Raw genomic sequence first — 13,684 nt, 5'->3', positions numbered from 1 at the left:
AGAAGCTTCAGCCTTCATGTTCCTGAATGTAAAGCTTCTTTTCATGCCCCTCGTTATCTTACCCCGTACGGATCCCTTGTAATAATAAATTTACTGCTTCCCGGTAATATTTTTTTATATCCTCCTGGGTCTTCTCATGAATCGAGAATTCAGAAACTCTTCCAATCCCTTCAAGCATGCCACTCACGATGATTACATAGTTCTCTAAGTCGCCTTTTACCAAATATCCCGTTTCAATACCTTCCTTCAAAAGATCACGACAAGCATGTGAGGCTGCTTCATAAAGAAGTGAAAGCCGCTTGCTAATCTCTTCCGGGTGGCATCTGCTTCTGGAGAATTCCTCGAGCGCATGAATCAATGGATTCTGAAAATCATTTGCGTAGTGTTCGGCTAACGCATAAAATCGTTCTTCGATCCCTACAATTTCCTGTTTCTTATCATCCCACGCTTGCAGCCATTCTAACGTATCCACTTCCACTACAAATAGAAAAAGCTCATCCTTGCTCGGAAAATGGTGATACAGACTGCCTTTACTGACATTCGAGGCTACACAAACTTCATTCATAGTTACGGCAGCATAACCCTTCTGTACAAACAGCTGCGTGGCCTTGCGCACAATTCTTTTTTTAGTTTCTTCTCCGTCTGAGCGTCCTTTGATTCTAAGCACCTCCTAAACCGACCGTACGGTCTAATAATATCAGATCATTTTCAAAAAGTGAAGACCTAACGATTCTTTATTTACTATACGCAAAAACGCATATTAAAAGACGCCCGGATTCGTACCCGAGCGCCAATCTCATGAGTTATCTATAACCTAGGGTGATTAAAAATCAATCAGACCAAGGCTGATTTGCAGCGATTCATCCACCTTTTTCATCGTTTCATCATCAAGGTGGGTGATCTTGTCAGTTAAGCGTTGTTTGTCAATCGTCCTAACCTGTTCCAGCAAAATAACAGAATCTCTGTCAAAGCCATGAGCAGCTGCGTCAATTTCCACATGTGTAGGTAACTTAGCCTTCTGGATTTGGGCTGTGATTGCAGCCACAATTACCGTCGGGCTAAAGCGATTGCCAATATCGTTCTGGATGACCAGAACTGGCCTTACTCCGCCTTGTTCAGAACCTACAACCGGCGAAAGATCAGCAAAAAAAACATCGCCACGTTTAACGATCAATGTCTACACCCCGCTTACTAAGCGGCCAAGAGTGCTGTCTGCATCTTCCTCCGCGAGGAAAGCCTCGCATGCCATGGTCAAGTTGATCTTAGCCATTTCCATGTAGCCGCGCTGCATGGACTCCCGGATGGAACGTTTCCTCCGTTCGCTCAAGTACAGCTTCATGGCCTGCCTAATCAATTCACTCCGGTTGGAATTCTCCAATTGAACAATTCCGTCCACTTCCTGCAAGAGATGATCGGGCAAGCTGATCATGATTCTTTTGGTGTTCTGCAAATTAGCCACCTTCTCTTCCACCCCCACAAACCTTCTGCCCTTGTGTTCCAGTGTTACAATATACAAGGAATTTTATACAAGGAATATATGCCGCCAGTATATCAAGTATGCTGCATCCCATTATAAACTAGAAATGGTGGTTCGTATAGGCTTTTAGTCACATCTCCTAATACGATACAATTCCTTCTATTTTCTCCCTTGTATAACATCACTGTCAAGAACTTTCAGTTTGTGAGCAGAGCATTTACTAATTTAGGAAGTGTGCCTTCACTTATATAAACGCGGGGCACCCGATGAGCCAACATGCAGATAACCTCGTAGTGAATTGTTCCAAGCTGGAGAGCCAACTCGTCTGCCGTGATCATCACGTCAGCTTGACGGCCGATGAGAACAACTTCTTCGCCTGCTTTAATTTGTTCCGCTTCTGCAGCGAAAGATTTGAGTGATACCATACACTGATCCATGCAGATTGTTCCGACGACAGGAACGCGGCGTCCACGTATTAGCACCTCCGCTTTGCCAGTTAGCATGCGGGAATATCCATCTGCGTACCCCACAGGTAGCGTTGCAATAATCTCCTCGCTCTCTGTGATGTACCTAGTGCCGTAACTGACGCCCCAATCGGCAGGCAGGCTTTTGACATATACAACCTGCGTCTTCAGCGTCAATACCGGACGTAGTTCTACCAGTTGACGGTTCACCTCTGTGGAGGGATAAAATCCGTACAAGCTGATGCCTACACGCACCATGTTGCTGGATAAATAAGGTGAATCAATGGCCGTAGCGCTATTGCCCGTATGTATGATCGGGATCTGAATGTTCTGCTCCCGCAGCGTTTCCGCCACGCTCATGAACCGTCGATGCTGTTCCAGTGTATAGCTTTTGTCTTGTTCGTCTGCCTTGGCAAAATGGGTAAACATACCCTCCAGCTCCGCCTGCGCAACAGACTGCACTTCAGAGATAAATGCAGGTGCGTCAGCTGGTAAAAGACCCAGTCGTCCCATCCCGCTATCAATCTTGATATGCACCTTCAGCCGATGTTCCGGATCTATAGGAAGCTGTCTTATAGCCTCCAGTACCTCCGGTGTGAACAGTGTTACAGTTACATGGTTCTCCCAGGCAACGGCTATTCCTTCTGGGGAAGTGTAGCCAAGCACCAGTATAGGAATCAGTATTCCCGCCTGACGCAGCTCCAATGCTTCATCCAAAAAAGCCACACTAACATAATCTGCTCCGAGTCTTTCCAGCTCCCGTGTCACTTCCACTGCTCCATGGCCGTACGCATTTCCTTTGACGCATCCCATAAACTTTGTCTCTGCCGGCAAGTAGCGGCGAAAGGCTTCGTAATTGGCACGCAAATCATCCAGATTAATTTCGGCTACTGTCGGTCGATAGCTTGCTTGCACTTCAAGTCACCTTCTTACGTTGTAGTAAAACGTCATTGCTGCATTGCATTAATCATTGTCTTAGTACCAATGGTAATGCTACAGAAGGTGGCTGTCAATGTGTGCTGGAGCCCCGGCAAATAAAGAAAAGCGGATACTACGTTGTAGAGGAAAGAATCCCACAAAACGCAGTATCCGCCTACTTTTTATTATTTACCCGATTGTGCCTCCATAGAAGCGGCAATTTGCATCATTTCATTAGCAGGAAGATTGGCACTTGTAATTCGGTACTCTACTCCCTCAGACATCCAAGTCAATGTCTGCTGCTCATCCCCACTCAGAACTCCCCATGTAAAACCAAGGTCTTTCAGGGTTCCAGGCGCCAGTGCTACCGCACGGTCCAGTGGACGGGATTCCATAATAGTGTACTGATAAATCCCATCATATCGGATGAGAACAGCATGGTCTTTGTTCCCCTCCAATTTATGCGAGTCCTTAAACTCTACACCAGCTGGAATATAATCAGGTTCAATGATCCCAAAGTCTCCAAGCTCTGCAGCCACTGGTTGCTCAGCCGGTTCTTGGCCTTCAGGAGCTGTAATTGGATTACCATTCTCATCAACCTCAGCTACTGTGCTCTCTGCGGACTTACCCGAGGCCATGTTCTTTTCCATATCAAAAGAATCCTTGGTGAAATCCGTATCGAATTTGAAGGTGTCAAACTTCACGTTTACAACTACCTTCGCTTCAGAATCCGAGACTTGAACCTGTTTAGGTTCATAAGTCTTTTTATCAAGCCAAATCTTTTGCCGTACAAGGGCATTGCTTTGATAATTCGCGGCTACCTCGAACACATAGTTATCCCCATCTTCCACAAATTGGCGATTATTATCCGAAACTATGCCACGAACCAACGTCTGATACAGATAGACCTGCCCTTGATCATCCGGCCAATCGCTTTGGAAGCGGAAGCTCTTATTCATACTTGGTGTGAGTACGAATACTCCCTCATCATTACGAAGTACGATCTGCGTAATATCCTTCTGAACATTTGCCAAGCTGATCCGGTAGTAGGAAGGATTCTTGTACCATACCTCTACCTTATACTCCTGCGGCTGTTCCCCGGTATACAGGGTCATTGTGCCAGAACCTTGGTACGTTCCCTGCTTACTTTCCAACTTGTCAGCCACATTGTTCAAATCCTTGACTACGGAAGCGGCATCCTTCTTCCCGCACCCCGTCATCACCAGGGCCACGCTCATAATGATCGCGAGTACCCATGTTATCCGGCGCATGACATCATCCCCTTAACCTGTTTTGAATGCATTGATTAGTACATGTCTATGAGGGACTTGGCCGCAATATGCAGACGGGCATGACAAGCGTGCAGCATTGATTTATTTTATGGGCTCCAACAAGCCAAAAAGCCCGCGCACAGCGCTGGCTCTATACTTCATCAGAAGTTGCAATATCATTATGTAGGGTGTTTTAACCATTCTCTTCAATTCTCGTTATCACTATGTACTGCTTTATTGTACTGATTAATTAATTCATCTAATCTCATGGACTGTCTGATCACATTTGGATGCGAAAGCCCTCCATGTTGCCTCTCCATCAAATAAAGTTTGTTTCTAGCACCCTCTATTCTCTTTTGGATAATTTCCTGATCATTCATTAACACTACCTCCCTAATGAAATATTCTAGAGGTATATGTCAAATTCTTAATTTTACATTGAAGTGCATTACTAGAATTCAAAAAAAGCGATTCCAGATTTAATCAGGGAACTCTCTTGATTGATATCTTCTATGAAACTATCACTACTAAGCACTGTCAATAACAAAGCAATTTTTCTTTTCATTGATTCTAAGCAGATTCTGGTACTCTTTCTGCGTTTCTAAAGATGCAATATGCCGAAGCTGCTCAAACATTCCGACACACTTAATTATACATGATTCGTTATTAATCCTTACAGAATTCTCTAAACTATCCATTATATATTTTATACTAAGCTCATATTTTCCTCTTCTTATATAATACAATGCTATTTCAGCCATAAAAAAAGTGTATCTGTCTTCGATAATTTGTCGATTATAACATTTAAGATTTCTCTGCTGATCTCTAAAATCTGATATTTCTGGCTCAAACCGCTGAAGAATATCATCCACATTAAAATCATAGTGATTGGCTGCCTGAAGGATTTTGAACAGGCCTGGAAGAAATTCTTCTTTTCTATCTTCAATATAGGTTACATATTCCGGAAGCATTGCTGCATCACCTTTTAAAATTTTCAGCAAAAAAATATTAGCCTGCGCCCAACCCATACATTGATTCATAAGTTGCAAAGCTTCCTCCGTATCCTCACGAATCCAGCTCATGTCCATGTAAAGGTTGATATAATGCAATGCTCTATCATAATCTCCAAGCTCTCTGTAAACTACTGAACGTAACACATAAGAATATAAAATATATGAAAATAAGGGCATTGCAGGTTCCTTTTGTACCCCGTTTTTTCTGGCTCGCTCATTATTATAATTATATTGAATGGATGCTTTTTTGCCCAATTCCTTAGTCATTACCATTACCTTATCCCAATGCCTCAAAGCGCTATATGTATTCGCCAGAACCTTCAGTGCGTCAAGCTGATCAACTTCATCAAGCCGATTTACAAAGCCCTCAAACTGCACCGCTGCCCGCAAATTCACATCCTGATCGCCCCCTAGAGCAATCGTAAACAATCTGTATTGGCAAAAAGCCAGCCGCTCTGAATGCTGATACTTCTCACTCTCCGCCACACTCCGGTATAACAACGCTGCAGCTTCATATTTCCCTTGTGCAAAGAAATCTTCTGCTGTATCAAACAACGGGTGTGTATAAGATAGGCTGTCCATCATGATTCCAATCACCCGGCTTATACATTCCAGCTTATCTAGTTCAGCACAGCGATATAGAAAAGGTCGAAGACGTCTCCAATTGGGATTGGAATGTATAAAACACTCCTCCACATACATATCGTAAAAGCAGCCTTCCTCTAATCCCATACCTTTTGTAATCCGATCTAATTGCTGCATGGCTATAGGACGATTCCCATTCATAATGTTGCTAATCGTGCCTGAATTCACTTTAGATACCTCTGCGAATTGATTAATTGTTATTCCATTCTTCTTGAGGTAGTCCGCCAGTTCTGCACGAATGGTCATCTGCTTCATGATCAAAGCCACCTTTCGCCATCATGATTCATATATAGATCAATAGTATTTAAATAATAATATGTCTAATTATTCCAGTGGTCAAATACTTTTTTTGACTCAATTGATTATACATTTATTCAATTAGTGATGTATAAAATACAAATTAGCCGAATGTAAAAAACCACCAGAACACAAGGTGTATTAGACCTTTTCTGGTGGCTTTTCTAATGCTACTTCTATCCATCGTTATTCAATACATGCATTTAAATTCAACTAAGAACTAGGTTTAATCATCATGTCCAGCTTATTTATATAAGGGCCGAGCGCTTCAATTAACTTCTCTTGGTTTTGTATCTCCTCTTTCGAAAGCCGATCCATATGAACACTTCCATCTGCATCAAATACCTTGGCATCATAGCTTTGCAACTCATTTATTAATTGTTCGATCTCCGCAAACTCTTCTTTAGTAAGCCTCTGTTCTGCTTTTTCCAGCAAGCCATCCCAGAAAGTATCACGATCAACGACAGCCGACTTTGCCTTAGGGATTTCCGTTTCATTCATTTTCTCAAAATAAGGTTTAAGCTCAACCTGTAAATCGTTATATGCCTTTTGATCCTTCGCACTTAACTGTTCCAGGTGAAAGACTCCTTCAGCATCGGCCATTTGCAGATTGTAAGCTCCCAATTCCTCTAGTAATGACATCAATTTTGTGAATTCCTCTTCGTTAAAACTTTGCTTCGCGCTCTGCAGTTTGGCTTCAAGCCTGTCATATTGTTGCTGGGTTACTCCAATCGTAGCAGCAGTTGCTTGTGAGCCATACAGGGTATCCGCCAAATAATTATATCCGGCATATGCTCCAGTAGGAATTAATAATGCAGCCGCCAAAATGCTTGCTACAAGCCATTTTTTCATTCGTCTTCCCCCTAACCTAGTCTCGGTCTGATTTAGTATTTGCTCCTTCAGTTCCGGTGGGGCACTTAGATTTCTCGCCTCTTCCTGCAGAACTGTCCGTAACTCTTCATTGAAATTCATGCAGGTCCTCCACCTTTCCCTTAAAAAGAGTATGATTTTCTGGCTTCTGACGAAGCTTATGCAGTGCAGCATGAATACGGGATTTCACCGTACCCAGAGGGATACCCAGTATCGCGGCACTTTCTTCCTGTGAATATTCATTTAAATAGTGCAGAATAATCACCTGCTTCAGCTTAAATGGAAGACGATCAACACTTGCTAGTAGACGGTGGTTAGCTAACCTGTCCACAACATCACTAGTGAAATCAGGTTCCATCCTTAGATCAGTCTGCTCTACTTTTTTGACCATTCGGAGATGCGTCCATCTCTTTCTTCGATAGGCATGAATTTGCCGCATAACCAGCCCCATAAGCCAAGGCCTAAAAGGACGATTGACGTCAAATTGCTCAAGCGACCGGTGCACCTGAATATAAATCTCCTGAACAACATCATCCACATCGGAGGTTTCGCGAACGAGAAAATGAACGGTCTGATACACATCCCGAATCGTTGCTTCATATAGTTCACTGTACGCTTCACGGCTGCCGGCTAGCGTAAGCGCAATGAGCTGAGAATATTCATTTGGATGTTTCATCCCTCTCAATCCCTCCTTCGGTCTTACACTATGTATTGGTAAATAGAGAATAAATCGTTCGATTTATTTTAAAAAACAACCAGGCAGCGATTTTCCGGTTATTGGAGAATCGCTGCCTGGTGTTTTTACTCTGCAGCGGCTTATTGGAGTAGATGAAGTCGGCGGAAGCTGGTCTTCAGCTTTGCTTGAGCAGATTATGCGCAGGTGGAAGCTGGTCTTCAGCTTTGTACGCCGGCTTTGGCCGGACCCTGCCGAAATCTATGGGATAACTGCATTCTGTACACTTATTCCGTATGCAAAAGGGTTTACTCTGATTTTAAGTGTATTCTATACAACTAAAAAGCAGAGAAATCTCCTATAGTGGTGTAAATCGTGAAAATAAGTGTACGAAATACAATTATATCCATCGAAGCGTTGTTTCGCAGAAATATAGTTGTACGAAGTACAGCTATATTCTCCCAATCGTTGTTTGCATGTGCCCTCAATAAAGCGAAAAAGGGGAGATCCATATGGATCATCCCCTTACCCGTATATACTCGAATAGTAACCGCCTATCTTTCTAAAAAATCAGTCAGCGGATAGACTCAGCAACTTTGATCAAATCATTCTTGTCCAAGCTAGCTGATGTTACACCGTATAACACTCCATTGGCTTCCCAGTCCAACCCTTTTCCATTAACCAATACAGCATCAACTCCGTTAATCTTCACTTTTTCGATGGTGCCATCCGTCGACATCTCATAAGCCGTTTCGGAATCAGCGTGCCGCTGCTGCATCGAGATGATCTCATCGGTAGCTTCATTAACAAAATATAAATTAATATATTTGCTATTGATCACATCACCATTGCTATCCTTATAAAACTCTGCACGATCAAAGGTATAACCCTCTGGTAAATACGCCGGTAAGCCCACATCAAAAATCGTATATTCGTTTAGCTTGCTAGAATCCCTCTCGATCAGCAATTCCGCTTTCTCTTGATCCCTCTCAGATTGCGTAACCAGTCTGCCGTCTTCAACTCCGACGATTTTTTCCCCATCAGCATTGTAGATATCACCTGCCTTTTGAGCAGCGTCGAGGGTCACAAGCGCATTTCCTTTGCTATCAAAAATCTTCCCCTTTAAGTCATCCGGAATCACGTTGGAATCCGCAGAAAATTCTACTTCATGGGCTACAATATGGCCTAAGTTTATCGTTTGCAATACTTTCATTAACAGCTCCTGCGCAAATGACGGCTGCACAAAAGTTACACTTAATACGCTAACCACTAGCAAAGTTGCCAGCATAACAGCAGGACGTCTTAATCTATGTTTTGTATGCAATCCTTTCTCCTCCTTTTGGCCGGCATACTTTCTCCGTGCCTTATTCAGAATGGCTGTTTTGTCAGAGCCCTCGCTGAGATCTTTATGGGCCAGAACCCTGCCTAGCTCCAGCAGCTCCTTGTACTCCCCAGCACCCTTTAAATCATTTGCCGCTCCATATATACTTTCATCTAAATCTGCTGAGAACTTCTGCTGTATGTCTTTACTGTTCATAGCTGCTCCACGCTCCCTATTTCAGTCTTCAGCTTTTTCATAGTCCGGTAGAGTATCACACCGATATTGCTCTCCGAAATTCCCGTAACCTGGGCAATCTCTCTATTTCTCAGATTAGCACCAAATTTTAGAGCCACAATATTCCGCTCCTTTGAGCTCAATGTATTCAAGGCTTCGTTAAGCCTTCCACTACGTTCTCCCTGGAGGATCAAGTTTTCCGGATCTTTCCTGCTAGAAACCAGTTCCTTGACGGCATCCAGCGAAAAGAAAATTTTCCTTTTAAAACTCCGGTAATGATCATTGACCACGTTTCTGGCAATGGCGAATAACCATACCTCTAAAGGAGCTTTTTCCTGAGAATAGGTCGATAGTTTCGCCAACGTTTTCTCAAAAACGAGGCTTGTCAGATCCTCAGCCGTATGGAGAGAACTAACCCGGTAAGCGATGTAGTTAAATATTCTTTTATAGTAGGTTTCAAAAATCGTTGTGAACAAAACATCTATGTCAGCATTTTCCTGTATATTCTCTTTTACAAAAGGATGAAGCAATGCGCGCTCATGCATCAATCGAACTCTCCTTTCCCACCACATTTTCACTTAGCTAAGTAAATTCATCAGTTAATACGATATATTTCCAATTTCATTACAAGATATAAAAAAAGAAGAGTTCCAGCGCTAATTTCAGTCTTTCTAACCAAGCTACAGTAACCCGTCAACTTGACAAGCTTATTATAGCTTCTATATATTTTAGTAACTAAAGTAAATTGGAGCGAGGCAATGTTATGAGCACAAAGGAAGAGAAACAAAATGCTATCCATAAGGTCATGGAATCTATGGCAAATGTGCAGCAGAAATCCCAGTTTTTCATTGATATGATCACTAAAAAGGAAACCCTGACTCACAATCAGATCATGCTGCTGTTTCAACTCCGGCTTACCGGAAGCTTGAACATTACTGACATCTCTGAACGCTTCGTGGTTACACCCGGAGCTGCTTCTTCCATGTGCGATAAGCTTGAGGAAGCTGGACTTATTGAACGGGTGCGGACTAAAGAAGACCGCAGAGTTGTCAATATTGTCCTTACAGAACAAGGTGATCAGCGTATCCATACAATATTTGAAGCATTTCCTACCCCTGATCTGAATAAAATCTCCGGAACTTTAGAACAAATAAATAAATTGATGGAACAAATGATGCACTAACAGCCTTCATTTTGCTCCTTATCAGCTATACTCTTTTCTATAAACACTGTCTGTCAGGAAACTGACGGCAGTGTTTTTTTAGCTTTAACTCCCAAATTATTATATTGACTATATATTATAATGAATATATATTTTAATCATTAAAATATATTTCGAAGGACGGTACTGTAAATGTCCAATAATAACAATACTTATGAACGTACTGACATGATCGATCCACCATTGAAGGTAAGAGGTTCGCAGTTTGTTCGAGAGAATATTAATGCGGTCACGGTTGATGTGTTTGGCCACTTAAGTACCAAAGGGAGCGTCTCGACTTCTAAACTCAAAGTATCTGGTGACTGTACAATTGGGGGCAATTGTAAGGCCAATCAGGTAAACAATCTAGGGAGTCTGCGCGTTCAAAATATCCAAGCAGATAATCTCCGCTCTTCTGGATACATGTCCGTAGCAGAAAATGCTGCAGCGGGGACTTTTTATGCTGAAGGTGCTGTGAAGATAAACAGACTAACTGCAGATTCATCGATTGAGATCCGTTTAGGCAATAGAAGCACTGTCGAGGTTATGAGAGCTGACGGTAACATTATCGTTAAACCCTCTTCCAAGTTGATTAATGCGCTGATGCACCCTTTTCGAAAACTTACCTGCACAACAATTGAAGGAACTAACATAGCGTTATACCGGACGACAGCTGACCTTGTGTGCGGTGAAGAAATCATCGTCGGACCGGGTTGTACCATTGGGGAAATCCGCTATAGCAAAAGTCTGACGGTGGATCTTAAGTCGCAAGTTGACCGAACTGTATTTTTAAACCCATAAAGGAGAGTTTACATGGAAAAAAGCACTCATTTGTCAGGAGCCACTGTGCTCAAAAACATCGCCAAAGGAGCCATCATCTTATTCTGTGTACCAATCCTTAGTGTCTGGGCCGTGGGGAGTGTTGTCTGTGCAATCATTGCACCTATCGGTGGTGTACTAGGTATTGTTGGCATCCAAGGAATAGGACTAAATGCCTTTCCAGATTATGATTTACCGAACATTCTCAGCCTTCCAATCGGTCTCTGCCTCTCCTTACTTTTGTTCATTTCTTTCTATTACACTCGTCGTTTATTGCGTGGATGCCTGCATTTTATTAAAAACTAGCGAACTGTAACAAGCTTGTATTCTCTTTGTTAATAGAAAGTGACCTACAACGCGCTGTTTTATTCTATACTTAAGGGGACTGGACTTTATCCTGGAGGTAATTATGAATAAAATCATCGCTATCGGAGCTATCACGCTCTTTTTGGCCGGATGCGGAGCATCGGCAACCATAGATATGGATACAACAATGGCTATTAACCAAACACAAGCTACTTCAGCACCACTGAAACTAATCGTCGACGGTGAAGCCGTTCTTCCTACCCTCTCCCCTTTTTTCCTAGATGATAAGGTCTATGTACCTGCAAAAGTATTAATGGAATACTACACCTCAGAACAAAAATGGGATAATAACTTAAAGACCTTAACCATCTCTGACGGAAGCAGCAGTTATGTTCTGACGCCGGACAATGAGTATATGCAAGCTGACGGTTATCAAACCTCACTTGAAGGACCAGCTATTTTACGAAACGGTATTTTATATATTCCAGCCGATTCCTTAAACTCTCTGTCTGGTGCCACTGCGCAGCTGAATGCAGCTGGAACTGAAGTATTAATAACATCAGGGGATGTTAGTACTACCGTCAGAACACCCAGCGAACCTCTTGCTATTGCTACAGAAAATGACCAAGTGAAGCTGTATGCTGCCCTTAAAGATGGCGGTACCTATGAGGGATTTGTTGTAGAGGTGAACGGTAACAAGCATACATTTGATTGGGAAGCACCCAGACTCCTAAGTTACCCTCCTGAGATTCATTATGCCGACGTCGATCAGGATGGGCAGGAAGAAGTCATTGTCATTCTGTGGTTCGGAACAGGTACGGGCATGTCCATGCAAGAGCTTCACGTGATTAAGCCTAACCAGTGGGAAGAAGTCACTGTCCCTTCTGCAGATAAAGCTGCCTCCGCATTGGTTACGTCAAAAATTTCTAATGAAAAAGGGGACGCCCTGATTCAAATTCAAGTTAAAGGTTCAACTCCATCCATGGTGACTTTGCGATATCCAGATCGTGCTGAGGATGGCAATCTAGGCGAACAAGCCGGCATTGGTGCTGTTACTCACTACATAGTGGAAGAGGGCAAGCTGAAGGCGGAAACAAATGTTTATATTGGATTTCTGGAGAGTATTGGCACACTAACTTTTGCCTACAAACCGGGAAAAGATGGAATGGAACCCGACTCTATTCGCTTTGAGGTTCATGAGGAATTAGCTTCTTACGTGGAGGGTGAACAGTTATGATTGATGCCCATATACATTTAGAGCAATATGAACCTGAAGTTGCCGAACAAATACTGAGTGAACTGCCTGACATGGGAATTAAAGCCCTTATCGCTGTCTCTATGAACTTGGACTCTTGTATACGCACCCAAAGACTTGCAGCCATAAATCCCGGCGTGGTCCGTCCAGCTTATGGCTTTCATCCAGAGCAACCCTTGCCGCAGGATGCTGAGCTGGCTGCTCTACTGAAATGGATCGAGAGTCAATCTAGTGAGGATTATATTGCTGTGGGGGAAATCGGGCTACCTTACTATTCGCGTGCTGAAGCCTTAGAACGTGGCGAAATCTTTGATATGGAGCCCTATATTGAGCTGCTGGATCAGTTGCTTGGGTTAGCTTCCCGTCTCAATAAACCTGCGGTGCTGCATGCTGTCTATGAAGATGCGCTTATTGCTTGTGATCTCCTTGAGAAACATAACATACAGCATGCCCACTTCCACTGGTTCAAAGGTCCGGAAGAAGCCATTGCCCGCATGATGAAGAACGGCTACTATATCTCCTTCACCCCGGATATCCTGTATGAGCCGGAGATACAGGCGCTTGCCCGCCGTTATCCACCAGAACTAATCATGGCTGAAACCGATGGTCCTTGGCCGTTCGAAGGACCTTTTGCAGGGAAAATCACCCATCCGTCTATGATTCGGGAAGTCGCCGCTGCTTGGGGAGCGCTCCATGGTTACACCCCCGGCGAAGCGGAAGAGTTACTTACTGCGAATACTAAGCGATTTTATAGCTTGTAGATGCTCTATAGCTTGTAGATAGATCTATAGCTTTGTAGATAGGTCTATAGCTTGTAGATAGTTCTATAGCTTGTAGATAGTTCTATAGCTTATAGATAGGTCTATAGCTTGTAGATAGTTCTATAGCTTGTAGATAGTTCTATAGCTTCATAGAAGATA

At 43.0% G+C, this 13,684-nt stretch carries 16 protein-coding genes; 5 read left to right on the top strand and 11 right to left on the bottom strand.

The features are described from left to right. Positions 1-58: 58 nt before the first annotated feature. From NSQ55_RS05655 to NSQ55_RS05605, 11 genes are all read right to left on the bottom strand, one after another. Positions 59-667, bottom strand: a complete 609-nt coding sequence (locus NSQ55_RS05655; RefSeq protein ID WP_081383506.1) for a TetR/AcrR family transcriptional regulator — start codon at positions 665-667, stop codon at positions 59-61. Positions 668-823: 156 nt separating this feature from the next. Continuing rightward, on the bottom strand, positions 824-1,174 hold the full coding sequence (locus NSQ55_RS05650) for a type II toxin-antitoxin system PemK/MazF family toxin (protein WP_036686777.1): 351 nt from the start codon (positions 1,172-1,174) through the stop codon (positions 824-826). A gap of 3 nt (positions 1,175-1,177) precedes the next feature. Then, positions 1,178-1,459, bottom strand: coding sequence for a CopG family ribbon-helix-helix protein (locus NSQ55_RS05645; RefSeq protein WP_025698676.1), 282 nt, complete (start codon positions 1,457-1,459; stop codon positions 1,178-1,180). Between the two features lie 215 nt (positions 1,460-1,674). After that, a complete protein-coding gene (gene alr / locus NSQ55_RS05640; RefSeq protein WP_036686775.1) occupies positions 1,675-2,856 on the bottom strand; it encodes an alanine racemase in 1,182 nt (393 codons plus the stop codon). Between the two features lie 188 nt (positions 2,857-3,044). Next, positions 3,045-4,130, bottom strand: coding sequence for an outer membrane lipoprotein carrier protein LolA (locus tag NSQ55_RS05635; RefSeq protein ID WP_076129533.1), 1,086 nt, complete (start codon positions 4,128-4,130; stop codon positions 3,045-3,047). Between the two features lie 206 nt (positions 4,131-4,336). Then, positions 4,337-4,510: an aspartyl-phosphate phosphatase Spo0E family protein gene (locus NSQ55_RS05630; RefSeq protein ID WP_076129534.1), complete on the bottom strand. Its 174-nt coding sequence runs from the start codon at positions 4,508-4,510 to the stop codon at positions 4,337-4,339. A gap of 147 nt (positions 4,511-4,657) precedes the next feature. Then, a complete protein-coding gene (locus NSQ55_RS05625; protein WP_076194858.1) occupies positions 4,658-6,043 on the bottom strand; it encodes a helix-turn-helix transcriptional regulator in 1,386 nt (461 codons plus the stop codon). 255 nt (positions 6,044-6,298) lie between these two features. Further along, the gene (locus NSQ55_RS05620) at positions 6,299-7,057 is read right to left on the bottom strand and encodes a DUF3600 domain-containing protein (RefSeq protein WP_076129536.1); all 759 of its coding nucleotides are present in this window, start codon (positions 7,055-7,057) and stop codon (positions 6,299-6,301) included. Next, a complete protein-coding gene (locus tag NSQ55_RS05615; protein ID WP_076305352.1) occupies positions 7,044-7,631 on the bottom strand; it encodes a sigma-70 family RNA polymerase sigma factor in 588 nt (195 codons plus the stop codon). Before NSQ55_RS05615 ends, NSQ55_RS05620 begins: the two co-directional genes overlap by 14 nt. 571 nt (positions 7,632-8,202) lie before the next feature. Further along, complete coding sequence (locus NSQ55_RS05610; RefSeq protein WP_076186727.1) at positions 8,203-9,165, bottom strand: DUF4367 domain-containing protein; 963 nt, start codon at positions 9,163-9,165, stop codon at positions 8,203-8,205. Further along, positions 9,162-9,728, bottom strand: coding sequence for a sigma-70 family RNA polymerase sigma factor (locus NSQ55_RS05605; RefSeq protein WP_076129539.1), 567 nt, complete (start codon positions 9,726-9,728; stop codon positions 9,162-9,164). The genes NSQ55_RS05610 and NSQ55_RS05605 overlap by 4 nt, the downstream gene beginning before the upstream one ends. 218 nt (positions 9,729-9,946) lie before the next feature. Here NSQ55_RS05605 and NSQ55_RS05600 point away from each other — a divergent pair, with 218 nt between their 5' ends. The 5 genes from NSQ55_RS05600 (at position 9,947) to NSQ55_RS05580 (ending at position 13,525) form a co-directional block, all read left to right on the top strand. Then, positions 9,947-10,366 carry a MarR family transcriptional regulator gene (locus NSQ55_RS05600; RefSeq protein ID WP_076129540.1) on the top strand — a complete coding sequence of 140 codons (420 nt, stop codon included), beginning with the start codon at positions 9,947-9,949 and terminating at the stop codon, positions 10,364-10,366. 171 nt (positions 10,367-10,537) lie between these two features. Further along, a complete protein-coding gene (locus NSQ55_RS05595; protein ID WP_076186733.1) occupies positions 10,538-11,185 on the top strand; it encodes a hypothetical protein in 648 nt (215 codons plus the stop codon). Positions 11,186-11,197: 12 nt separating this feature from the next. Continuing rightward, entirely contained in the window at positions 11,198-11,509 is a 312-nt protein-coding gene (locus NSQ55_RS05590) for a hypothetical protein (protein WP_076129542.1), read from the top strand. 103 nt (positions 11,510-11,612) lie between these two features. After that, a complete protein-coding gene (locus tag NSQ55_RS05585; RefSeq protein WP_339171840.1) occupies positions 11,613-12,746 on the top strand; it encodes a copper amine oxidase N-terminal domain-containing protein in 1,134 nt (377 codons plus the stop codon). After that, the gene (locus NSQ55_RS05580; RefSeq protein ID WP_339171838.1) at positions 12,743-13,525 is read left to right on the top strand and encodes a TatD family hydrolase; all 783 of its coding nucleotides are present in this window, start codon (positions 12,743-12,745) and stop codon (positions 13,523-13,525) included. The genes NSQ55_RS05585 and NSQ55_RS05580 overlap by 4 nt, the downstream gene beginning before the upstream one ends. The last annotated feature ends 159 nt before the right edge of the window (positions 13,526-13,684 follow it).

Source organism: Paenibacillus sp. FSL H7-0943, assembly GCF_037963265.1.
In the GTDB taxonomy this organism is placed as follows: Bacteria; Bacillota; Bacilli; order Paenibacillales; family Paenibacillaceae; genus Paenibacillus_AQ; species Paenibacillus_AQ odorifer.
The sequence above is the reverse complement of the archived record's forward strand: the minus strand, read 5'-3'. Positions and strand labels throughout refer to the sequence as shown.